General features: G+C 62.5%; 21 protein-coding genes. 12 read left to right on the top strand and 9 right to left on the bottom strand.

Features of this window, described 5'->3' with window-relative positions:
- The first annotated feature begins 2 nt into the window (after positions 1 to 2).
- The 9 genes from IB263_RS13085 (at position 3) to IB263_RS13045 (ending at position 9,703) form a co-directional block, all read left to right on the top strand.
- Positions 3 to 1,220 (top strand): mandelate racemase/muconate lactonizing enzyme family protein, encoded by a 1,218-nt coding sequence (locus tag IB263_RS13085; protein WP_060606046.1) that lies wholly within the window; start codon positions 3 to 5, stop codon positions 1,218 to 1,220.
- A 21-nt stretch (positions 1,221 to 1,241) separates the two neighbouring features.
- On the top strand, positions 1,242 to 2,855 hold the full coding sequence (locus IB263_RS13080; RefSeq protein ID WP_034789849.1) for a GMC family oxidoreductase: 1,614 nt from the start codon (positions 1,242 to 1,244) through the stop codon (positions 2,853 to 2,855).
- Positions 2,856 to 3,097: 242 nt separating this feature from the next.
- Positions 3,098 to 4,837, top strand: a complete 1,740-nt coding sequence (gene ggt, locus IB263_RS13075; protein ID WP_034789631.1) for a gamma-glutamyltransferase — start codon at positions 3,098 to 3,100, stop codon at positions 4,835 to 4,837.
- A 207-nt stretch (positions 4,838 to 5,044) separates the two neighbouring features.
- On the top strand, positions 5,045 to 5,401 hold the full coding sequence (locus tag IB263_RS13070; protein ID WP_060585674.1) for an SPW repeat protein: 357 nt from the start codon (positions 5,045 to 5,047) through the stop codon (positions 5,399 to 5,401).
- A gap of 679 nt (positions 5,402 to 6,080) precedes the next feature.
- Positions 6,081 to 7,214: a YdcF family protein gene (locus IB263_RS13065; RefSeq protein ID WP_083523679.1), complete on the top strand. Its 1,134-nt coding sequence runs from the start codon at positions 6,081 to 6,083 to the stop codon at positions 7,212 to 7,214.
- 235 nt (positions 7,215 to 7,449) lie between these two features.
- Complete coding sequence (queC, locus tag IB263_RS13060; protein WP_034789627.1) at positions 7,450 to 8,160, top strand: 7-cyano-7-deazaguanine synthase QueC; 711 nt, start codon at positions 7,450 to 7,452, stop codon at positions 8,158 to 8,160.
- The gene (queD, locus tag IB263_RS13055) at positions 8,160 to 8,516 is read left to right on the top strand and encodes a 6-carboxytetrahydropterin synthase QueD (RefSeq protein ID WP_060519321.1); all 357 of its coding nucleotides are present in this window, start codon (positions 8,160 to 8,162) and stop codon (positions 8,514 to 8,516) included. Before queC ends, queD begins: the two co-directional genes overlap by 1 nt.
- Positions 8,513 to 9,250, top strand: a complete 738-nt coding sequence (queE, locus tag IB263_RS13050; protein ID WP_060585676.1) for a 7-carboxy-7-deazaguanine synthase QueE — start codon at positions 8,513 to 8,515, stop codon at positions 9,248 to 9,250. The genes queD and queE overlap by 4 nt, the downstream gene beginning before the upstream one ends.
- Positions 9,251 to 9,352: 102 nt before the next feature.
- Positions 9,353 to 9,703, top strand: a complete 351-nt coding sequence (locus IB263_RS13045) for a DUF488 domain-containing protein (protein ID WP_060585677.1) — start codon at positions 9,353 to 9,355, stop codon at positions 9,701 to 9,703.
- Between the two features lie 19 nt (positions 9,704 to 9,722).
- Here the strand turns inward: IB263_RS13045 and IB263_RS13040 are convergent, their stop codons facing one another.
- Both IB263_RS13040 and IB263_RS13035 read right to left on the bottom strand, forming a co-directional pair.
- On the bottom strand, positions 9,723 to 10,568 hold the full coding sequence (locus tag IB263_RS13040) for an arylamine N-acetyltransferase (protein WP_090297029.1): 846 nt from the start codon (positions 10,566 to 10,568) through the stop codon (positions 9,723 to 9,725).
- 2 nt (positions 10,569 to 10,570) lie between these two features.
- A complete protein-coding gene (locus IB263_RS13035; RefSeq protein WP_090297026.1) occupies positions 10,571 to 11,737 on the bottom strand; it encodes a serine hydrolase in 1,167 nt (388 codons plus the stop codon).
- Between the two features lie 198 nt (positions 11,738 to 11,935).
- Between IB263_RS13035 and IB263_RS13030 the strand changes: the two genes are divergently transcribed.
- The 3 genes from IB263_RS13030 to IB263_RS13020 all read left to right on the top strand — a co-directional run bounded on the left by IB263_RS13030 (position 11,936) and on the right by IB263_RS13020 (position 14,653).
- On the top strand, positions 11,936 to 12,751 hold the full coding sequence (locus IB263_RS13030; protein WP_090297024.1) for an SDR family NAD(P)-dependent oxidoreductase: 816 nt from the start codon (positions 11,936 to 11,938) through the stop codon (positions 12,749 to 12,751).
- A gap of 1 nt (position 12,752) precedes the next feature.
- Positions 12,753 to 13,652: a LysR family transcriptional regulator gene (locus IB263_RS13025; protein ID WP_082584559.1), complete on the top strand. Its 900-nt coding sequence runs from the start codon at positions 12,753 to 12,755 to the stop codon at positions 13,650 to 13,652.
- 149 nt (positions 13,653 to 13,801) lie between these two features.
- Positions 13,802 to 14,653, top strand: coding sequence for an alpha/beta fold hydrolase (locus IB263_RS13020; protein ID WP_034789610.1), 852 nt, complete (start codon positions 13,802 to 13,804; stop codon positions 14,651 to 14,653).
- Positions 14,654 to 14,710: 57 nt separating this feature from the next.
- On the opposite strand, the gene IB263_RS13015 is transcribed toward IB263_RS13020, so the two are convergent.
- The 7 genes from IB263_RS13015 to IB263_RS12985 form a co-directional block, all read right to left on the bottom strand.
- Positions 14,711 to 15,787: an ABC transporter ATP-binding protein gene (locus IB263_RS13015; RefSeq protein ID WP_034789608.1), complete on the bottom strand. Its 1,077-nt coding sequence runs from the start codon at positions 15,785 to 15,787 to the stop codon at positions 14,711 to 14,713.
- Positions 15,784 to 18,048, bottom strand: a complete 2,265-nt coding sequence (locus tag IB263_RS13010) for a glycoside hydrolase family 2 TIM barrel-domain containing protein (RefSeq protein WP_090297148.1) — start codon at positions 18,046 to 18,048, stop codon at positions 15,784 to 15,786. The genes IB263_RS13015 and IB263_RS13010 overlap by 4 nt, the downstream gene beginning before the upstream one ends.
- Before the next feature lie 8 nt (positions 18,049 to 18,056).
- On the bottom strand, positions 18,057 to 18,878 hold the full coding sequence (locus IB263_RS13005; protein ID WP_051659165.1) for a carbohydrate ABC transporter permease: 822 nt from the start codon (positions 18,876 to 18,878) through the stop codon (positions 18,057 to 18,059).
- The gene (locus tag IB263_RS13000; protein WP_060519380.1) at positions 18,875 to 19,774 is read right to left on the bottom strand and encodes a carbohydrate ABC transporter permease; all 900 of its coding nucleotides are present in this window, start codon (positions 19,772 to 19,774) and stop codon (positions 18,875 to 18,877) included. Before IB263_RS13000 ends, IB263_RS13005 begins: the two co-directional genes overlap by 4 nt.
- Positions 19,775 to 19,856: 82 nt before the next feature.
- Positions 19,857 to 21,125: an ABC transporter substrate-binding protein gene (locus tag IB263_RS12995; RefSeq protein WP_060585687.1), complete on the bottom strand. Its 1,269-nt coding sequence runs from the start codon at positions 21,123 to 21,125 to the stop codon at positions 19,857 to 19,859.
- A gap of 126 nt (positions 21,126 to 21,251) precedes the next feature.
- On the bottom strand, positions 21,252 to 22,280 hold the full coding sequence (locus IB263_RS12990) for a LacI family DNA-binding transcriptional regulator (RefSeq protein ID WP_034789603.1): 1,029 nt from the start codon (positions 22,278 to 22,280) through the stop codon (positions 21,252 to 21,254).
- A gap of 134 nt (positions 22,281 to 22,414) precedes the next feature.
- Positions 22,415 to 23,302: a LysR family transcriptional regulator gene (locus tag IB263_RS12985; protein ID WP_060585689.1), complete on the bottom strand. Its 888-nt coding sequence runs from the start codon at positions 23,300 to 23,302 to the stop codon at positions 22,415 to 22,417.
- Between the last annotated feature and the right edge of the window lie 4 nt (positions 23,303 to 23,306).

Here is a 23,306-nt window from a genome sequence, read left to right as displayed (position 1 = left end):
AAATGAAGATCGCGTCTCTCAAGACCTATGCCGTCGCCGTCCCGCCGCCGCATGTGGGCGGAATGTACTGGATCTTCGTGCGCCTCACGACCGCCTGCGGCATCGAGGGCATCGGCGAGATCTACGCGACCTCGTTCCATCCAAACGCGCTGACGCCGCTGATCGAAGACGTCTTCGAGCGGCATCTGCTCGGCCATGATCCGCACCAGATCGAGTGCTTCTGGCGCTCGGCCTATTCGAGCGGCTTCACCCAGCGCCCCGACCCGACGATGATGGGTATCGTCTCGGGTCTCGAAATCGCCTGCTGGGATATCATCGGCAAGGCCGCCGGCCGGCCCGTCGCGGACCTGCTCGGCGGCACCGTGCACGAGAAGCTCCGCGCCTACACCTATCTCTACCCGAAGAACGCGGCTGGAGAGTTCGACTTCAACGATCCGGATCTCGCCGCCGGATGCGCCGTCGAAATGGTCGAGATGGGCTTCACCGCCGTCAAGTTCGACCCGGCCGGTCCCTACACCAACTATTCCGGCCACCAGCTTTCGCTCGGCGTGATGGACCGCTCGGAGGAATTCTGCCGCAAGATCCGTGACGCCGTTGGAAGCAGCGCCGATCTGCTCTTCGGCACGCACGGCCAGATGGTGCCGTCCTCGGCGATCCGGCTGGCGCGGCGTCTCGAAAAATACGACCCGCTCTGGTTCGAAGAACCGGTTCCTCCCGGACAGGAAGCGGCGATGGCAGAGGTGGCGCGCGCGACCTCGATCCCGATTTCGACCGGCGAGCGCCTGACGACCAAGTACGAGTTCCAGCGCGTCCTCGAACTGAAGGCTGCCTCGATCCTGCAGATGAACGTCGCACGCGTCGGCGGGCTTCTCGAAGCGAAGAAGATCGCCGGCATGGCAGAAGCCTATTACGCCCAGATCGCCCCGCATCTCTATAACGGCCCGGTCGGGGCTGCGGCCAGTATCCAGCTGTCAGCTGCGTCGCCGAACTTCCTCATCCATGAGGCGATCCTCGATTTCAGCGGATTTCATGCGGATGTGCTGAAGACCAAGCTCGCCGTCGAGGATGGCTACATCATCCCGTCGCGCGAGCCTGGCCTTGGCATCGAGCTCAACATGGACGTCGTCGAAAAGCACACGCCGTACACCGGCGAGCGCCTGCACCTGCAGATGGACAGCCGGCCGGCGGACGTGAAGGCCTTCGCGCCGGCACGCGGATAACTCCGACGATAGGACATGCAGATGATCTACGACTACATCATCGTCGGCGCCGGGTCGGCCGGCTGCATTCTTGCGAGCCGGCTCAGCGAAAATGGTCGCCACAGGGTGCTTTTGATCGAGGCTGGCGGCAACGACAATTCCTTCTGGTTCAAGATCCCGGTCGGCTACGCCCGCAGCTACTACAATCCCCAGGTCAACTGGATGTATTCGAGCGAGCCGGAGGCCGAGCTTCAGGATCGCAGCATTTACGTGCCGCGTGGCAAGGTCCAGGGCGGATCCGGCTCGATCAATGCGATGATCTATGTGCGCGGCGCGCGCGACGACTTCGACGACTGGAAAAACGCCGGCAATACGGGCTGGGGCTATGACGATGTCCTGCCCTATTTCCGCCGGCTCGAAACCCATGCGCGCGGATCGTCCGAGTGGCACGGCGGCGAAGGCCCGATCCACATCACCCCGATGCGCGGCATGACGCACCCGATCACCGACGCTTTCCTCGAAAGCTGCGGATCGTTGCAGCTGCCGCTGAACGAGGATTTCAACGGCGCCTCGATCGAGGGCGCCGGCGTCTACGACGTCAACACCAACAACGGCCGCCGCTCGCATTCGAGCGCGGAGTATCTGAGGCCCGCCCTCAAGCGTCCCAATCTCACGATCGAACGCTACGCGCAGGCAGAAAAGCTGGTCTTCGGCGAAGACGGACGCGTGACCGGTGTCGATGTCATACAGAATGGGACGCGGCGCCGCTTCACGGCGGGGCGCGAGGTCATCCTGGCCGCCGGTGCGGTCGGTAGCCCGCAGCTGCTGCAGGTCTCGGGCATTGGCGACGGCAAGGCGCTGTCGTCGCTCGGGGTCGAAACGCGCCGGCATCTGCCGTCGGTCGGCCTGAACCTGCAGGATCATCTCTGCGCCAGCTTCTATTATCGTGCGACGATCCCGACGCTCAACGACGAGTTCGGCAGTCTCTTCGGCCAGATGCGTCTCGGTCTGCAGTATCTCTTGACCGGCAAAGGACCGTTCTCGATGAGCGTCAACCAAGCGGGTGGTTTCTTCCGCGGCCGGCCCGACGAAGAACGGCCGAACATCCAGCTCTATTTCAACCCGCTCTCCTACCGCATCCCGACGGATCCGAAGGCCGGGTTGAAGCCGGAGCCCTATCCCGGCTACCTGATCTGCTTCAATTCCTGCCGGCCGACGAGCCGCGGCAGTATCTCGATTGCGTCCGGCGACCCCTCGGTGAAACCGCTGATCCGGCCGAACTACCTGACGACCGATCGCGACATCGACGAAGTGCTGCAGGGAAGCCGGCTTGTCCGCCGGATCGCGTCGGCCTCGGCACTCTCATCGTTGACGGCGGAAGAGATTTCGCCGGCGCCGCGCGTGGAAAGCGACGAAGCGCTGATGGACTATTTCCGCGAAAACTCCGGCTCGATCTACCATCTTTGCGGCACCTGCGCGATGGGGCCGGACCAGGAGAGTTCGGTGGTCGACAGCCGCCTGAAGGTTCACGGCGTGCCCGGTCTTCGCGTCGTCGACGCCTCGATCTTCCCCAACATCACCGCGGGCAACATCAACGCGCCGACGATGATGGTTGCGGAGAAAGGTGCCGATCTGATCCTTGCCGATGCCGCCTGAGCGGCACGGCTTTCCTGTCGACTGGGGGACCCGACGCAGTGGTCGGTCAGGCGTAGGGGTGTCGTTGAACGTCAGGCGTGATTTGCCATCGTCGATTGAGCGTGACTATACTTCCCGCACTTCATAGCCGTCCATATCAGGTGCTTGCCCCTACCGAACGATCGTTGCCACCGCGCTGGACGCGGCGAGACCACGGTCATTGAAATCTGGCAATGCGCCGCGAGCCTGCGAGGGAGAGACGCATGCCGAGTTTCCGCTTGAAGACCCTGTCGATTACGTTGCTCTTTGCATCGAGCCTGACGCCCTGGGCGGTGCAGGCGGCTTCACCCGAGCCCGTGAAGGCGGAGCACGGCATGGTGGTCACGGCCCAACACCTGGCATCCGATATCGGTGTTGCCGTGCTGAAAAGCGGTGGCAATGCCGTGGATGCAGCCGTTGCCGTCGGCTATGCGCTTGCCGTCACCTATCCGACCGCCGGCAATATCGGCGGCGGCGGTTTCATGACCATCCGCTTCAAGGACGGCAAGACGACGTTCCTCGATTTCCGCGAGCGGGCGCCTCAAGCTGCGACCAAGACCATGTACCTCGACGCCAAGGGCAATGTCGTCGACGGCCTGAGTACCGAGGGCTATCTCGCCGTCGGCGTTCCCGGCCCGGTCATGGGCTTCGAAATGGCGCGCAGCCGCTATGGCACCAAGCCGCTTGCCGAATTGATCGCGCCGGCGATCGCGCTTGCCAAAGACGGCTTCGTGCTGGAGCAGGGCGATATCGATTCCTTCGAGGGCGAGACGGACAGGCTCGCCAAGGACCCGGCCGCGGCCGCGATCTTCCTGAAGGACGGCAAGCCGTTCGTCGCCGGCGAGAAGCTGATCCAGGCCGATCTTGCCGCATCGCTTTCGAGCATCGCCGAGAAGGGCACCGACGCCTTCTACAAGGGCGCGATCGCCGACCAGATTGTCAAGGCGAGCGCGGAGAAAGGTGGCGTGCTCGCCAAGGCAGATTTCGAGCGCTACGCCGTGCGCGAACTGGAGCCGGTCAAGTGCAACTACCGCGGCTATGACATCGTCTCCTCGCCGCCGCCATCCTCCGGTGGCGTGATCATCTGCGAAATCCTCAACGTTCTCGAAGGCTACCCCATTTCCTACATGGGCTATGGCGCCGCCGACACCGTGCATGTGATGATCGAGGCCATGCGCCACGCCTATGTCGACCGCAACACGTCGCTCGGCGATCCTGATTTCGTCGAGAACCCCGTCGCCAAGCTTACCGACAAGGCCTATGCCAAGGACATCCGCGACAAGATCGATCCGTTCCGCGCCGGCGTTTCCGCCACGCTGATCCCCAAGGGTTTCGGCGAAAGCAAGGAGACGACGCACTATTCGATCATCGACGACGAGGGCAATGCGGTTGCCGTCACCTATACGCTGAACGGCTCCTTCGGCGCCGGCGTCGTGGCGCCCGGAACCGGCATCCTGCTCAACAACGAGATGGATGATTTCACCGCCAAGCCAGGCGTGCCCAATCTCTACGGTCTGGTGCAGGGCGAGGCCAATGCGATCGCGCCCGGAAAGACGCCGCTGTCATCGATGAGCCCGACGATCATCTCCAAGGACGGCAAGCCCTTCATGGTGATCGGCAGCCCCGGCGGTGCACGCATCATCACCATCACGCTCGAAGCGATACTCAACGTCATCGACCACGGCATGAACATCCAGGAAGCGGTCGACGCGCCGCGCGTCCATCACCAGTGGCTGCCGGACAAGGTGTTCATGGAGCCCTATGCGCTCTCGCCAGATACCCGCAAGCTGCTGTCGGCCATGGGCCACAATGTCCAGATCGATGAAAGCTGGACGATCTGGGGACAGGCGACCGGCATCCTCGTCGGCGGCGAGAGCCTTTCGGACATCGAGGCCGGCGGCGGCGCCCGCTACAATGGCGCAGTCGACAGCCGCATCGGCGCGGGTGCTGCGCGCGGTTACTAGACGCACGCGAAGCGGCGCAAAGCTGCGCCCTCGACACCCATTCAGAGCGGCGGATCGTCGGTTCGCCGCCTGATTTCGCACATGCGACCACCGCGTGCTCACGCGAAAAAGATTTGAAAGCGGTTCCGGTTGAATTTATTATGTTTTCAGAGCGTGCGACCGCACGCGATCGTACGCTTTGGCCAAGCTTCATTCGTGGAGGTTGTCATGGCACTGATGGAAGGAAAGAAAGCACAGGACTGGATCAATCTGGTTCTTGCCATCTGCCTGTTCGTCTCTCCCTGGATCATGGGTTTCGTTGTCGAAAGCGTTCCGGCTTGGAACGCTTGGGGCGCCGGCGTCGTGCTCGGCGTTCTGGCTATCGCGACGCTTGCCATGTTTGCGGAATGGGAAGAATGGGCAAGCCTCATCGTCGGGCTCTGGCTGATCGCTTCACCCTGGCTGCTCGGTTTCTCGACCAGTCCCAACCCCATGTGGACGCATGTCGTCCTTGGGGTGTTGGTGACCGCGCTCGCGATCTGGGCCGTCTGGGACGAACGGCAGCATCCGCATGCACATGCATGACGATGAGTAGAGAAGATTGCGGCCCGGCGCCGCAGCGCCGGGCCGCAATCAGTTTGCATCATTCGTTGCAATTTTGCGTTTGCGGCTGGCCGGATCGAGAGCGAAATCTGAAAAACCGTGCGGAACCGTCCTCTTCGGATTTGCGTGAGTTCAAAGGTCAGATCCCTTCGAACAATCCAAACGGGCCAGCGCATCGATTCACCTTACGGTGTCTTCGACAGCGCGGCGCGCAACGACCGCCACGAACTCCCGAGCTCCGGAGTAGGTTTTCGGCTACCCATCGGCAGCGAGATCGTTGAAGCAGGCTTTGCTCTTGCCGAACCATGGAAATCACTGCCGGCAAGCCAATGTTCATGACATCCTGGTCATTCAGCGATTGCGCACGCACGCTGCGCGGGCGATGGCGTGCAATTGGATAATACCAATATAACGCCAATCAGCGACTGTTTCGGAACGTGAACGCAACTTGTATGCGCTATCTGTAAGAAATGTAACACGAATTATTCCGGCTTCAGTCGCCATTACGGATAGTTGCGCCGCCGCGATCTGGACAGGTGGTCATGTTTTGGTATTTCTAATACTGGCCGCAAGGAGATGGGCCAAATCGGAAGTGAATACGGAACGCTATCGGCCCGAGGGCGAGCAAGCCGGCGGGCAACCGGAAAACTGGGAGATTTAAATGAAGCCGAGTTCCATTTTTGCCCCGTTGGGGTCGACCGTGACAGCATCGGGCACCCCGCGTTCGGTAAAGGCGGGTAGCGCACGGCGCCGCCTCCTTGGACTGTTGACAGCGACAGCGTGTCTCATTTCAGCGGTTCCAGCCGGCGCCTTCGACCAGGCAAACGCTGCCCGTATAAAACAGCTGGTCGACACCGGCATGCAGTATTACTGGTCGGGCGGCGACGTCAAAAAGGCGGAAGCCGAAGTCTTCAAGGGCATTACGCTGCATGGCAAATATGATGTCGTGGAGGAAGCCTTCAAGGAAGCGTCGACGCTCGCGCCTGAGCGGTTGGATTTCCAATATGCCGTTGCTGCGACCCAGATCATCCAGAAGAAGCTCGACGACGCGCAGGCGACCTTCCAGAGCATCCTTGGCAAGGACCCGACCGCTTTTGATGCGCAAAGCTGGCTTGAGGCAATTGCCCGCATCCGTGGCGATGAGACCGGCGCGGCGCTTGCCCACCAGGCGCTGGCCGGTCTCGATCGCGAGAGAGCCGAAGAGTATCGCAAGCGGTTTGTTCGCGCAGAACAGATCATGGCTGAAAAGCCGAACTTCGACGTCCCGACTGTGCCAGGCAAAGTCGTCATCGTCGCGCTGGGCTACGCGCTCGCCGATGACGGCAAGGCGCAGCAAACCTTGCTCGATCGTCTCGAGGTGACGTTGAAGGTCGCCGAGGCCAACCCGACAGCGCTCGTCATGGTGAGTGGCGGCGTGCCGAAAAATGGCGTTACGGAAGGTGACGTCATGTCCAAGTGGCTGGTCGACAAGGGTATCAGTCGCGATCGCATCATGATTGAGGACAAGTCGAAAGATACGATCGGCAATGTGATCAATGCCGCCAATCTCCTGGTGCGGCATCAGGCCGACACGGTAATCCTGGTGACCAGTTCGAGCCACATGCGCCGCGCGCGCACGGTCATGGAGGATGCCTTGAAGCAGCGCGACCTGCCATCGGCAGTGGTGCCGCTGAATGCACTGGACGCGCCAACCCAGGATGAAGCGGCAAAGATCGGGGCGGACGAGCGGTTGGTCATTTACCGTGATCTGATGCGTGTTTCGGGCGTATGGGCCTATCCGGGGCTGCAGCAGTAGTCATCGGAACATCCCCGAAAGCGCCTGATGCTTGCGCGTCCCACCCTTGCACTTAAGGGTGGGACGCGTGCGTTTCTGGCTCAGTTTGAGAATGCGCCGGTCGCGTGTATGGCACGCAGGAAGAGGCTGCGTACTCCCGCACTTCAACATAATGCTTCCCATCCGTCCTGCTTTGCCCTAGAAGGCGCGCCGTAATCCGGTCGCAGCCTACCCGGTCAAAACAAGGACACCTATCATGAAGACAATCGTCATCTGCTCCGGCGGATTGGACTCGGTATCGCTTGCCCACAAGGTCGCAGCCGAACACGAACTCATTGGCCTGCTCTCCTTCGATTACGGCCAGCGACACCGCAAGGAGCTGGACTTTGCCGCCGCCTGTGCCAAGCGGCTGGGCGTTCCGCATCAGGTCATCGACATCAGCGCGATCGGCGCCCATCTCACCGGATCGGCATTGACGGACGATGTCGACGTGCCCGACGGCCACTACGCCGAGGAAACGATGAAAGCGACGGTGGTTCCGAACCGCAACGCCATCATGCTCGCCATCGCCTTCGGGTTGGCAGCAGCGCAGAAGGCGGATGCGGTGGCCGTCGCCGTGCATGGCGGCGACCATTTCATCTATCCCGACTGCCGTCCCGGCTTCATCGACGCGTTTCAGGCGATGCAGAACCACGCGCTCGACGGCTACGCCGACGTCACGCTCTACGCGCCCTATGTGACGATTTCGAAGGCGGATATCGTCACCGACGGCGCGAGCCACCAGACGCCCTTCGAAGCGACCTGGTCCTGCTACAAGGGCGGCGCGCGCCATTGCGGGCGCTGCGGCACCTGCGTCGAGCGGCGCGAGGCCTTCCATCTGGCCGGCGTTGCGGATCCGACCGACTACGAAGATCCGGATTTCTGGGTGGCGGCGACGTCGGCCTTTGCGGCCGAGGAGGTGAAGTGATGTTCCGGATCACCAAGGAATTCCATTTCTCCGCCTCGCATCAGTTGAAGAGCCTGCCGGCAGACCATCAATGTGCGCGGCTGCACGGCCACAACTACATCGTCGAAGTCGAGCTTGCCGGCGCGGAGCTCAACGAGCACGGCTTCGTGCGCGACTATCACGAGCTTTCGCCACTGAAGCGCTACATAGACGAGAGTTTCGATCACCGCCATCTGAACGACGTTCTCGGCCACGACCGGGTGACGGCCGAATGTCTGGCGAAGCACTTTTACGACTGGTGCAAGGCGAGGCTGCCGGAAACCTCCGCCGTGCGTGTCAGCGAGACGCCGAAGACCTGGGCGGAATACCGGCCATGAGCGGGCCCGGCGAAACGCGCATCCGTGTCAGCGAAATCTTCGGGCCGACGATCCAGGGCGAGGGCATCCTGATCGGGCTTCCGACCGTGTTCGTGCGAACCGGCGGCTGCGACTATCGCTGCAGTTGGTGCGACACGCTGCACGCGGTCGACAGCGAATATCGCGACCAATGGCTGCCGATGGGCGTCGAAGAGATCTGGAGCGAGGTCGTCACGCTCTCCGGTGGCAAGCCGCTGACGGTCTCGCTTTCCGGCGGCAATCCGGCGATCCAGCCGCTGGCGCTCCTGATCGCCCGCGGGAAAGCCGATGGCTATCGCTTCGCGCTGGAAACGCAGGGCAGCATCGCCAAGGACTGGTTTGCGGATCTCGACGTGCTGACGCTGAGCCCGAAGCCGCCGTCGAGCGGCATGGAAACGGAGTGGCATACCTTCGACGACTGTCTTCGAATGGCAGCGGATGGGCCGCAGGTGGCGCTGAAGATCGTCGTTTTCGACGAGCGCGACTATGCCTATGCCCGGGATACGGCGGCCCGGTACCCCCATCTGCCGCTCTACCTGCAGCCTGGCAACCATACGCCTCCACCCCCTGACGACGACGACGCCAAAGTCGACATCGACGGCATCATCGATCGCATGCTCTGGCTTGTCGGCAAGGTGACGGAAGATCGTTGGTTCGAGGCCCGCGTCCTGCCGCAGCTGCACGTCCTGCTCTGGGGCAACAGGCGCGGGGTGTAGGCGGCAGGCGCCCCTTTACCGCTTGCCGGCAAGCGCCTTCGCGCTTGGATCGCCAATCGGCGGCAGCTATGGTCCTCAAATCAAGACCAATGAGGGGCGTTCATGCAGCTGAAGACGAAACGTGTCTATGAGCCGAAGGCCGATGGCGACGGGATGCGCGTCCTCGTCGATCGCCTCTGGCCGCGCGGTTTGACCAAGGCGGAAGCCGCGGTCGATCTCTGGCTGAAGGACATAGCGCCGACCACGGAGCTGCGCCGCTGGTTCCATGCGGATGAAGGTACGTGGGAAGAGTTTCGCGAGCGCTACCTTGCCGAGCTCGACGGCAATCCGGAGGCAGTTGACCTGTTGCGACAGCGCATTGCTGAGGGCCCGGTGACTTTGCTTTACAGCGTGAAGGATGAGGCCCGCAATCATGCGGAGATCCTCAAAGGCTACATCCTCACCCATCGATAGACGAGGCGCCGGGTTCACGTCATGTCGTTGGAATGGATGCCTCGAATGCGCCGCCGGCGCGCGCAGCGACCCGGCGCCAGTCGCCGTCGAGGGGTAATCCGAAGACGTTGATAAGGGCAGATTCGATTGCCGGTGCATCGAATTCTTGGCGCGTCACGGTGCCGTTCCTGTCACGGATCGTCAGCCGGTTTCCAAGCAGGATGTTACGTGTCTCCTCGGTGGTCAACGTCACCAGTAGGGTCTGTCGGAAAAGCGAATGCGGATCCGTGTATGTCGCGATGTTTGCGATCCGATACGCGTCCTCTCCACAAATGCTCGGCGATACCTCGTAGACCGGTACCCAGTCACGACCAAGTAATGCCTCCAGCACGTAGCCATCGAGCGTTCGGCTGAGACGGAACGGCTCATGCGGCGTCGGTTGCGGCGTGGTCCGGTCGAAACGCAGCGGCGCGGTCGGCACGCAACTGCCGAAGCCGACATCGACCAGATAGCCGACATCGTTCACGAAGACGCGGAGCGCCATGTGCGACCAGGCCGGCGGCGGCGCACCCGGGGCGCGCATCCACAGGACGCGGGCAATCAAGGGATCCACCCGGTAGCCGAGCGACGTGAGCACGCGCTGCAACAGGCTGTTCTGCTCGAAGCAATAGCCGCCACGCCGGCGGTCGATGAGCTTGGCGTCGACCGCCGCCGGCGAAAGGTCGATCCGACGGCCGAGAAGCACGTCGATGGCCTCGAAGGGGATCGACGCGGCATGGCGGGCGACGATCCTGCCAAGCGTTGTGAGATCGGGCGAGAGCGGCCCGACATGACCGATGCGGGCGAAGTAGCGGCCGAGGTCGACGGGAAATGGGGCGTTCCGCATGGCTAGAGGCTCCGATAGATGGCGTCGCGAAGATCGTCCGGGAAGCGTCCGTTCATGCCCTCAAAAGCGGTGTTGGTGAGCGCAACGACTGTCAGGCCGCGGGCCGGGTCGATGAACCACTTGTGCCCGTAGGCGCCGTCCCATTGCAGCGTGCCGCGCGACTGCGGTGTTCCCGCCATCTCGGGTTCGACAAGCACGGCGCCGCCGAAACCGAACTCCCACCCGGCGCCGGCGGCCAATCCGCCCGTCCTTGCCTGAATGTCGAACATCGAGCGGGTGCTGGCGGCGTCGAGCACCGGCGAGTGTCCGGTCCTGAGGCTTTCGAGAAGGCGGATCACGTCGCCGGCCGTGCCTGCCATGCCGGCTCCTCCGGAGGGAAAGGCTCGAGGATTGAAGATCCGGCCGGGCGAGAGGCGTACGGGATTGCCAAAGAAGGGGACCGCGTCGTCGCCAACGAGCCGCCGTGGCCGCGGCGAGGCATCGCCATAGTGGACCACGAGCTTGCGTTTATCGGTCACGGAAAAGGCGGTGTCGTTCATCCCCATCGGGCGTGTGACGAGCGTAGCAATCGCCTCCGGCAGCTTTGATCCCGTCGCCTCTTCGATAACGGCGCCAAGCACGTCGAGGCTCATCGAATAGCCCCAGCCGTGTCCGGGCGGATAGGATAACGGAATGGCGGTGAGCTTGCCGATGAGGGCGGTGAGATCATCGTCGGTGTCGTCGAGGCCGCTGCTGATGGCGTGCCGGCGATAAGGGCCGTCGCCTCGCTCCATGAACACGTAGCTCAAACCGGCACTGTGCGTCAGGAGTTGGCGGAGGGTTATCCGAGGCTCGCTGCCGTCCGGCAGCTGCGGCCTGAACGCGGGAAGCCATTCCGACACGATATCGTCGAGACCGATGGTGCCGCTTTGCGCCAGGTTGAGAGCAGCGACCGTGACGATTGGCTTTGCGACCGAGGAGAGCAGGAAGATGCTGTCCTCGGTCATCGGCCGGTCGGCCTCGCGTTCCGCAAGCCCGGCGGCATGTCGGTAGCCGGGCTCGCCATCGATAAGGATCTCGACGACTGTGCCGACGATGCGCTGTTCATCCAGGGCTTCCGCGATCACCCGGTCGAGTTCGGCCTTCAGCCGCGTTCTGCGCTTCGATCTTCCCTGTCTTGTCGCATCCATGATCGTCTCCTGTGCTTCTCGATACTGCGGCCCGGTCGACGCTTCAGGGCGAAATTCGGGCTCCCGGACAAAGGCAAAGCCCGTTCGCAACGAAAGTCGATCGTCTGTTCCCGTATGGGAGGCATACGCGCCTGCACGAGGCAGCCGTCGTCGTCCGGCGCTAAAAACGGTGCGACAACGTCAGATGGAGTCGGGTTGATGAACACAAACAATCTGGGATTTGCAGGCAAAGTCGCCTTAGTCGCAGGCGCCAGCAAGGGTATCGGCGCGGCCACCGCCCGCGCCTTTGCGCAGGCCGGCGCATCCGTTGTCCTTCTTTCCCGCTCGCAGCCGGCGGTCGAGGCGTTGGCGGTTTCCATCCGCCAGGCGGGCGGCGACGCACTGGCGATCGCTGCCGATGTCGGCGACGAGAGTGCCATGAAGCAGGCGCTTGCAAGTGTGATGCAGCACTATGGCCGGCTCGACGCCGCCTTCAACAATGCGACGGATGGAACCATGCCGGCCCCGCTTGCCGATCTCGACATCGAAGGGTTCGATCGCGGCATCCGCACCAACATTCGCGGCACCTTTCTCGGCATGCGTTACCAGATCGAGGCGATGGCGAGGGGCGGTGGCGGTGCGATCGTCAACATGGCGTCGGTTGCCGGCATCAACGGCACCTCCGGGCTTTCCGCCTATGTCAGTGCGAAGGCCGGGATCATCGGGCTGAGCAAGGCTGCGGCGCTGGACTATGCCGACCAGGGCATCCGGATCAATGTCGTTGCGCCCGGGCCGATCCTCACCCACCATCTCGAGGCCGCCGGCGCGGACATCCAGCGGCACGCAGCACTTTCGACGCCGATGCGCCGGCTTGGCCGGATGGAGGAGGTGGCCGCAAGTGTCCTCTGGCTCTGTTCCGATGCGGCGAGTTACATCACCGGCGTGGTGCTGCCTATCGACGGGGGCATGACGGCGGGCACGAAAGTGCTTATGGATTACCGTCGAGGCGAGCCGCCTCGGCCGGCTGAACCCTGAGGTGCCTGTGGACTGGGAAGAACTCCATCTTGTTCAGCACTTGGTCCGCCACGGCTCGCTGAGTGCAGCGGCCCGTGCGATGGGCACCACGCAACCGACGCTCAGCCGTCGCCTCGAGGCTTTTGAGCAGAAGACGCGCAAAACGCTGTTCGAGCGGCAACCGGGCGGCCTCGTGCCGACCGCCGTGTGCCTCTCCATCCTTTCTGCGCTCGAGCACATGGAGGCGAACGCGCTTGCGGTGGAGCGGCGCCTTGCGGTGCAGGACGACGCACTTGAAGGCACCATCACCGTGACCAGCCTCGACTGGATCGGAGACTACCTCCTGGCGCCGATCCTGACCAAGTTTGCAGCAATGCATCCCGGCGTCAGCATTCACCTTTTGAACGATGGCCGGCGCTTCAACCTGTCCCGACGGGACGCGGACATCGCCTTGCGTTTCGGCAGTTTCGACCAAAACGATATCGTCGAGCGCAAGGTTGCCGATGTCGCCTACGGCCTGTTTGCAACAGAGGCCTACCTTGATCGTTTCGGCCATCCGGATGTTGCGGGCGAAGGCAGGAACCAGACGATTGTCGAGCTGGTGGAGGTGCCTGTGCGGGTATCGCTCTCGACCTGGCTGAAAGATCTTTTGCCGGAGGCGAGAGTGCTGCTGCGCACGAATTCGATCCGCTCGCAATTGAGTGCGGTTGAGACCGGACAGGCACTTGCCACGCTGCCGCACTTTATCGCCGCCGGCCGGAATGGCCTTGTGGCCCTTGACCTCGGCGTTGCCGCGCCGGTTCTGCCGCTGAAGCTCGGTGTTCACCCGGAATTACGTGAATTGCCGCGGGTGCGAAAGCTCATGGATTTTGCCGTATCGCAGTTCGCGCCCCTGCGGGTGAGCCTCAACCCGTCAGGCTGAAGTGCCGGCGGACCAAGGCGCGACGCGTTTGCTGGGCACTGCAACGAATGCGCGAAATTTTCTTGGCTGTCGATGTCGGGAGATGACGACGTCATGCGTCTTAATCTCGAAGGCGGTGCTCAACCGCGCTGACAACAAGGAGATTGAGAATGTTTCGTACCGCTTTGATCGCTGGCGCCCTGCTCATGTCCGGCACTGCCTTTGCCGAGGCTGAGACCGTCGAAGTCAACGGCATGAAGATGTATTACGAGGTCTCGGGCGAGGGCGAGCCGCTGGTCGTGCTGCACGGCGCCTACATGAACATTCCCTCGATGGGCGCGATCATCCCGAAGCTGGCCGAGACCCACAAGGTCTATGCAATCGAGTTCCAGGGCCATGGCCGCACCACCGATATCGATCGCCCGATCACCTATCCGAACCTCGCCGACGACGTCGCCGCCTTCATGGATGCGGTGAAGCTGGAGAAGGCCGATGTCTTCGGCTACTCAATGGGTGCGGCTGCCGGCCTGCAGCTGGCAATCCGCCATCCGGACAAGGTGAACAAGCTAGCCGCCGCGTCCGTCGGCTACGATGCCGAGGGCTGGCAGCCGGAATTCAAAGCATTCATCCCGCAGATGACTGTCGAGATGTTCGTCGGCATGCCCTTTGCCGAAGACTACCGCAAGCTCGCCGCCAATCCGGATGGGTTTCCCGATCTGGTCAAGAAGCTGATCCAGCTCGAAAAAGAACCGATGGCCTGGGAGGCGGATGTCAAGGCACTGAAGACCCCGGTTCTCGTCATCGCCGGCGATGCCGATGTGGCGACGTTGGAGCACACGGTGGCACTGTTCCGCCTGCTTGGTGGCGGCGCCATGGGCGACATGGGAAAGCCGCTATCGCCTTCGCGGCTCGCGATCCTGCCGGCGACGTCGCACACCGCCGTCATCAACCAGACGGAACTGTTGGAGGCTTTCATCGAGCCCTTTCTGAAGGGTGAGACACCGAAGGGCATGTTCCCGTGACAACGACGAACGGCGCCATCTTCGCAGATGGCGCCGCCCTCCTATGGTGGATAGCTTCTAGCGCAGGCGCCTGCCGTCTGCGTCGAACACCAGAGCGGCTGTGGGTTCGAAACGGGCGGCGATGCTATCGCCGGACTTCAGGCCGCGGCCGTTTTTTGTTTCGATGATGATCAGTTCGCCGTCGCCGTGCCGGGCATAGGCAAAGGTCTCGCCGCCCAGATGCTCCAGCATGTCGATCGTCAAATCGAGGCTCGCCGAGCCGCTGTCGCCGAAATGCTCGGGGCGAATGCCGATGGTCACGGTGCTGCCGGGCGTTACGTCCTTGACCGCAATCGGCAGCGTCGCATTGCCGAAATCCGCCAGGCGGACATGTTTCTCCCCGCCCGCGTTTGTTTCGACGATCCCCTTCAAAAAGTTCATCTTCGGCGAACCGATGAAACCGGCGACGAAGAGATTGGCCGGATCGTCGTAGAGGTCGAGCGGCGAGCCTACCTGCTCGACCACACCGCCGCGCATGACGACGATCTTGTCGGCAAGCGTCATCGCCTCGACCTGATCGTGGGTGACGTAGATGATTGTCGTTGCAAGCTTCTTGTGCAGCCTGGCGATCTCGATGCGCATGTGCACGCGCAGTTCCGCATCGAGGTTCGAGAGCGGCTCGTCGAAGAGAAAGATCTTCGGGTGCCGCACGATCGCCCGGCCGATCGCCACGCGCTGGCGCTGGCCGCCCGAAAGCTGTTTTGGCTTGCGGTCGAGCAGCGGCCCGAGTTCCAGGATGTTCGCGGCTTCGCCGACGCGTTGTGCGATCTCGGCCTTCGGCACGCCGGCAAATCGCAGCGCGAAACCCATGTTCTCCCGAACCGTCATATGCGGGTAGAGCGCATAGGACTGGAACACCATGGCGATGCCGCGTTTCGACGGATCGACATCGTTCATGCGCTCGCCGCCGATCGTGAGATCACCTGACGTGATCTCCTCCAGTCCGGCGATCATCCGAAGCAGGGTCGACTTGCCGCAGCCGGATGGCCCGACGAAGACGACGAACTCACCGGTCTTGATGTCGAGGTCTACACCCTTGATGACCTCGAAGTTGCCATAGGACTTTCTGACGTGCTTAAGTTGGAGTTCGCTCATGCAGCCGCCGCCTCGTCCGACACCGCCGAAAGCTCCAGCCTTACGGTTCCAAGCCGCGTCGAGGTCACCGCGACGGCGATGCCGCCGGCAGCACCCGTCGTTTCCAGCCAGAAGCCGGTCGAACCGCCCTGGAAGATCAGGCGATCGGGGCCGAGCAGGCGGGCAGGGCCGGTGACTGTCACGTCGACCGCGTCATTGAGGAAGGGCAGGATGTTGCCGGCCTGATCGAGCGCCCGCACGATCACCCGCACGCTGTCGCGCCCTTCGGCCCGAAGCGCCGTGCTGTCGGGGACGACTTCCAGCGCCGTCGGCACCGGATCGGCGACCATGCGCAGGTTGGCGACGGGCTCGCCGTCGATAAAGCCGGTGAAGGCTGCGTCTTCCCACTTCATGCCCCAGACGCCGAGTTCGTCCTTGGTGAAGTGGCGATGGTCGATGACGACGGGCGGGTGCGGCAGATGCGGGAAGTTCTCGCGGTCGGGGCCGACGCGCTTGACGAGCGATCCGTATTTCAGCTCGACCTCGTCGCAGTTGGTGAGCACGATCAAGGGCAGCACGCCGCCGATGTTGCGCTCGCCGCGTGCCCAGAAGGTGACCGGCTTCATCACCACGCCCTCCGACGGTTCGCATTGGCTGGCATAGACATAAGCCGCGAATTTCGGCTGGCGGAACATGTCCATGACACCGTGATAGCAGATCCGGTCGCCGGAGCCGAAGTCCTTGTGGGTGTTGTAGTCGAACATGCACCAGCCGACGGCGCCTGAAATGCTTGGGTCGCCATAGGCCGCGTTCAGCACTTCGAGGTGCCGGCGCACATGCTCTGCCTGCCGTTGTTCCTGGTCGTAGATCTTCGTCGGAAACATGTGGCCGCCGAATTCGGTGATGAGATAGGGCACCTTGCGGGTGAGCCCGGTGCATTCCTGCTGCGGACGTAGCGCCGTGCGCGGGCGGTTTGCGCCCGGCAGTTCCTCGTTGCCGAGGATAAAGTCGTTCATGGTGTAGACGTCTTCGAGGTATTCGCTGTCGGTAATGTAGCGCACGCCGCCGGTCTGGCGCGTGGGGTCGAGTTCGCGTGCGAGCCGGTTGGTCTCGACGTAGAAATCATGCGAGTCCTGGGATTCGTTGATGCGCACGCCCCAGATGATGATCGACGGGTGGTTCCAGTCGCGCTCGATCATGCGGCGGACGTTTTGGATCGCCTCCTGTTTCCAGCCCTCGCCGCCGATATGCTGCCAGCCGGGGATTTCCTCGAAGACGAGCAGGCCGATGCGGTCGCAATGGTCGAGGAACCACTTGGATTGCGGATAATGCGAGGTGCGCACGAGGTTGCAATGCAGCGTGTTCTTCAGGATCTCGGCATCGCGCTCCTGCGCCGTGCGGCCCATGGCGTAGCCGACATAGGGGAAAGCCTGATGGCGGTTGAGGCCGCGGATTTTCAGCGGCCGTCCGTTGAGCTTGAAACCATCCGTGGTGAACTCGGCGGTGCGGAAGCCGAAGCGTGACGACAGCCGGTCGCTGCCGCGATCGCTGCGCAGCTGCGCTTCCACTTCATAGAGAACGGGGCTGTCGATATCCCAGAGCGAGAGGCCCTTCAGGCCCGTGATCTCAAGGGTGACGCTCTCGCCGCGGCTTTCACCGGCTGCTTCCGCCAGCACCTTGCCGTTCGCGTCCTTGAGGAGTGCCGTGACCGTGCCGGCAAAGTTGACGCCTTGCGGATTGCCGAGATCGCAGCGGATCGAGACGGACTTGGCATCGCTGAGCGCATCGCGGGTTTCGATCTTGAGATTGGCGATCGAAACGGCATCGGTGACCTTCAACCAGACGTCGCGATAGATGCCGGCATAGGTGAGATAGTCGATGCGGCCGCCGAAGGGCGGGATCTCAGGGTTTTCGCTGCCGTCGATCTTGACCGTGATCAGGTTGTCGCCTTCCCGCAGCTTATCCGTCAGTCTTGCTTCAAAGGGCGTGTAACCGTCCTTGTGGGCGATGATCTCCTCGCCGTTGAGATAGACGACGGCGTCGGCCATGGCGGCGTCGAACACGACCGAGACCTCGCGGCCGTGGAACTCCCGACGCCAGGTAAGCACCTTCTGATAGGTGAAGGCGCGCTGATAGGATGCCTCGTCGAAATAGTTGAACGGCAATTCCACCGCATTGTGCGGCAGGCTGACCGATTTGCCTGCCTGCAGCCGGCCAGCGCTTGCCGCATCGAAGCCTTCGGAGAAAGTCCAGGTATCGTTGAAAGAGGTAACAGAACGCATGATCATTCCTATTTGACTGAGCCCAGCATTCCCTGGACGAATTGGCGTTGCATGAAGAAGAAGACGGCGAGGGTGGGAAGTGTCGCGAGAATGGTGCCGACCATGACGACGCCGTAGTCGGGGTAGTAGGCGGAAGCGAGCGAGGAGATGACCAGCGTGATCGTCTTCTGCTCGTTCGACTGCAGCACGATCAGCGGCCAGAGATAGTTGTTCCACGCCGTCATGAAGACGATGATGAAGGCCGCCGCATAGGTCGAGCGCATGACCGGCACATAGATGAATAGGAAGATCTGCCATTCCTTGAGCCCGTCGACCTTGGCGGCGTCCCGCAGTTCCGACGGGAAGGCCTTGGTGGTCTGGCGGAAATAGAAGACGACGAAGGCAGAGCCGATGGTCGGCAGCACGACAGCGAGGTGCGTGTTGATCAGCCCCGCCTTGCCCATCATGATGAACAGCGGAATCATCAGCGCGGCAAACGGGATCATCATCGTCAACAGAAGGGCGCTGTAGATCCTATCGCGGTGGCGCGAGCGGAACATCTCGAAGCCGTAGCCAGCCAACGACGACACGGCGAGCGTCAGCACCGTCGCGAGAATGGCTATCTTGGCCGAATTCCAGAAGACTAGCGGTGCGTTCACCTGGGTGAAGAAGGTGGCGATGTTGGTGGCAAGCGCGCTGCCCGGCATCATCCTGCCCTTGATGATGTCGATCGAAGAATTGGTCGCGCCGAGCAGCATCCAGACGAAGGGAAAGATCGAGAGAAAGGCCATCAGCCCGACGAAGCCGTAGGTGACGATGGTGCCGACGATACGTGTGGTTCCGTTGTTCATCGGTCGCGCTCCCGTGCCGCGAAGAATTGCAGGCAGGCGAGCAGGGCGACGAGCACCACGATCACATAGGAGACCGTCGCCGCGTAGCCGAAATTCGGCATGAAGCGGAAGGTCAGGTTGTAGATATAGAGCGACAGGGTCAGCGTGGCGTTGGACGGTCCGCCCTTGCCTTCGGTGAGGTTATAGACCTCGTCGAAGAGCTGGATCGTGCCGATCGTCGAAATGATCGTCGTGAACAGAATGACAGGCTTCAACAGCGGGATAGTGATGTGGGTGAAACGCGCCCAGGCAGGCACGCCGTCTATCCGCGCGACCTCGTAGATCGACTTGTCGATGTTCTGCATCGCCGCGAGATAGAAGATCATGTTGTAGCCGGTCCAGCGCCAGGTGATGGCGAGGATGACGAGCACCTTCGCCCAGAAGGGATGGGTCAGCCACGGGATCGGCGAGGCGATGAGGCCGATCGCCTCGAGCGTCGAGTTGACGATCCCGTCGAGCGCGAACATGCCTTTGAACAGCACCGAATAAGCAACCAGCGAGGTGACGCAGGGCAGGAAGATGGCGGTGCGGAAGAAGCCGCGGCCGACGAGTTTCGGATTGTTGAGCAGCGACGCAAGGATCAGCGCCAGCAGGATCATGATCGGCACCTGCACGACGAAATAGGTCAGCGTGTTCGTCAGTGCCTTGATGAAGACCGGATCGTTCCAGAGGCGGACGATGTTCGAAAAGCCGGCGAATTTCAGCATCATGCCGCGGCCGGACTGGAACGACATCCACAGCGACCAGACGATCGGATAGATCATGAAAAGGGCGATCAGCCCGAGTGCCGGCGCGACGAAGAGCCAGCCATTGACGTTGTAATATCGGCCGATGCCGCCGCGACGCGCGAGAGCCATCATCATCCCCATGGATAGCAGGAGCCGTTGGCCGCGGCGTGTTTACCGCGGCCAGGAGCAATGCAGATAATCGCCGCGGCGATTACTGGACCTGTGCGCTGACCTCGGCGTCGATCGCCTTCAGGATGTCGTCGACGGGCGTTCCCTGCTGCAGTGCCGGAAGCTGTGCGGTAACGGCCGTGTCCGCCTCGTTGGTGAAGACGCCGTAGTTGACCGAGGGGACCTTCGCGAGCCAGTCGGAGAAGTTCTGCCAGACCTTTTCGCCACCGAAGAAGGCATCGGCCTCGCCATAGGCGGCCCCGCCGCGGGCAGCGAGCAGTGAGCCGACGGCGCCGCGGTCCGTAAGGATCGTCTGGTAGAAGTCGACGTCCTTGGCGTAGACCTCGTTCAGGAAGTCGATCGCTTCGGCCTTCTCGGCTGAGCTTTCAAGCACGTACCAGCTCGAGCCGCCGAGGTTCGAGGCGTGCGTCGCGCCGTCGATCGAAAGCGCCGGGATCGGCGCCACGCCCCATTTGCCCGACTGGTCCGGCTGCGCCTTGACGGTGCCGGTGATCCAGACGCCGGTGATGACGGTGGCGACATCGCCGGACGTGAAGGTGCCGACCCAGTCGGCCCAGCCGGCGGCGGGCTTGTAGATGTTGGCGGCCATGATCTTGCCGACCGTCTCAAGCGACGCCTTCAGCGCTGCGTTGCCGGTGATGTTCGTCTTGCCTTCCTTGTCGAAATACCATTGCCCGGCCGATTGCATGATGATGCGCACGAGCCCGGCGTCGGTCGGGTCGAGACCCATCATCTTCTTGCCGGTCTTGGCTTCGACCTGCTTTCCGATCTCGATGAAGCGATCCCAAGTGATGCCTTGCATGTCCTCCGGCTTGAAACCGGCCTGCTCCAGATAGTCCTTGCGGTAGTAGAGGCCGGTGACGCCGGAATCGAACGGCATGCCGTAGACCTGGCCATCCAGCGTCATCAGCTCGACCTTGTAGGGAGCGAAGCCTGAGTAATCGACGGTGCCGGAGAGCGGCGCGAAGGCGCCGGGGAAGGACTGCAGATATTTCTGCGCGCCGTAGTCCTCGATGAGAACGATATCCGGCAGGGCGTCTGCGGTGCCGGACGAGAGGCCGGTCTGCAGTTTCTGCTCGACGTCGGCCTTGGCGAAATCGACGATATTGAAGGTCACGTCCGGGTGCGTCTTGGTGTAGCGCGCGCCGGCCTCCTTCATGATCGCGACGTTGAAGTTCGGATCCCAGCACCAGATGGTGATTTCCTTGGCCTCGGCGGCCGTGACGGCCAAGAAGCTGGCGCCTGCAAGCGCGATGGCGGCAAAGCGCGGCAGATAGGTACGCGTGTCCATAGTTTCTCCTCCCTCGAAATTCGTTCCCCGAGACGTTCCTCCTAGTCTCGGCGCGGAGTATTTCGCAAAATTCTGGAGAAGGCAATATTTCAGTAAATTTTTACCACGCGTTTTTTACCGACCGTTTTACGCACCGGGAGCGGCGGCTCTCGCCATCGTGCTGCCGCGCCAGACCATCTCGGTTCCGAGGATCACCTTCTTCGCCACGTCTCGCCCGGTCAGCCGCTCGACCAGGAGGTCAACGGCGGTCTCGCCGATCACTTCGGCGGGGATCTTCACCGTCGAAAGCGGCGGCCCGAGAAACTGGGCGACGGGAATGTCGTTGAAACTCGCCACGGCAACATCATCCGGGATCCGCAGGCCCATTTCGTGAATCGCGCGGTAAGCGCCGATCGCCATATTGTCGTTGCAGGTGACGAGGATCTTGGGCGGATTGGGCTTCGACAGCATCGCCTTGGCGAGCGTATAGCCGCTATCGGGCGTCAGCTTTTCGACCATGCAGAGTTCGGGATCGTAGAGGCCGGCCTTCGTCATCCATTGTATGAAGGCGCGGCAGCGACGCTCCGAATGGATGTCGTCCTTGTCTCTGAAAGCGTCGATCCAGCCGAGAAAGCCGATGCGGCGGTAGCCCATGCCGTAAACGCCGTCGAGCAGGCGGTTCATCGCGATCGAGACGTCGCTCATCACGCTGTCGTCGACGTCATCGTCGGGGGCAAAGTCCGCAAAGACCAGATGGCGGCTGTGCCGGCGCAGCCAATGGACCTCTTCGCCATAATGGTGGCCGACGGCGACGACGCCGCTGGCGCCCTGCAGGATCGCGGCCTCCGGCAGGTTGCCGTTGTGGAAGACCTTGACCACCTCGATCTTCAGCGCCTGACAGCGGTTTTCGATGCCGAGCCGGACGCCGACATAATAGGGGTCGATCAGTTCCTGGGCGGGCTGAAGGAAATGCACCAGCGCGAATTTCAGGCCCTGCATTGCCCCGGCGCCGCGGCCGCGGTTGCGCGGGGTGGCGTAATTCAGCGCCTCGGCCGTTTCGATGATCGCCTGTCGCTTCTTGGTGGAGATCGAGAGGGTCGGATCGTAATTCAGCACCCGAGAAACAGTCGCCGAGGAGACGCCGACAGCCGAAGCGATTTCCTTGATTGTTACCATGTCCAACGTCCTGCCCACCGCCGCGGCCCTCCTTTCGGGCGCGGCGCAATTTTTATTTAGTAAAATTTTGCCTGGGCTTTTTCAATCGCTGGGCGTCTTATTTCGTTCATGGAACGGGGCGCAACCGCGCGTGGTCACGCGGCGCGGCCAATCGCCAAGGCCTGCGCTTGCAGTTCGTCGGAAAGAAACGCCCAAAGAGCCGAGACCGGGCGGGACGCCAGACCCTGATCGTCGGCGGCGAAAAGCCCCAGCTCGATCACCGGGGCAGGGGGCAGACCCTCTTCACCGCCGAGAACCCGCATCGTGTTTGGACGGATGTTGAGATCGAGGAGAACGGCTATGCCGAGGCCCGCCTCGATCATCGACTGGATGGAAGACAGGCTGGCGCTCGTCAGCACCGTGCGCCAGGGGCGATCCCCGCCCTTCAGCGCCTCGATCATCTTCTGCCGCCAAGTGCAGACGCCGTCGAAGGTGATGAGTGGCAGAGGCCCTTCCGCCGGCACCTCGAAACCGCGCGCCGCGACCCATCGGAGCGGCAGTCGCCAGGTAAGGATCGCCTCGCCGCGGATCAGCGCCGGGTCGCCGATCGCGACATCGAGCCGGCCCTGCGACAGCTTCTCCGACAACACGGTGCTTTCGGTCACCGTCAGTTCGAGCGCGACATTCGGATGGCATTCGGCAAACCGTTGCAACGCTTTTGGTAGCGAGCCGACCGCGATATCCTCGATCATGCCGAAGCGGATCGGTCCCTGGACGGCCTGCCCGGCAAGCGCCCGCCGGGCGCCGGCGCTCAGGCCCAGCATCTTCTGGGCATAGGGCAGCAGCACATGCCCGGCTTCGGTCAGGTCCATGCCCCTTGCATTGCGGTTCAGGAGCTTGGCGCCGAGATCGTCCTCCAGCCGGCGCAACTGCATGCTGACGGCCGCTTGCGTCCTGGCCAGCCGCTGCGCAGCGCCGCTGACGCTGCCGCATTCGGCGGTCACGACGAAGGCGCGCAAAAGGGCGATATCCAGATCATTCATATAA

Origin of the sequence: Ensifer sp. ENS03 (assembly GCF_014852035.1) — a bacterium.
Lineage (GTDB): Bacteria > Pseudomonadota > Alphaproteobacteria > Rhizobiales > Rhizobiaceae > Ensifer > Ensifer adhaerens.
The sequence above is the reverse complement of the archived record's forward strand: the minus strand, read 5'-3'. Positions and strand labels throughout refer to the sequence as shown.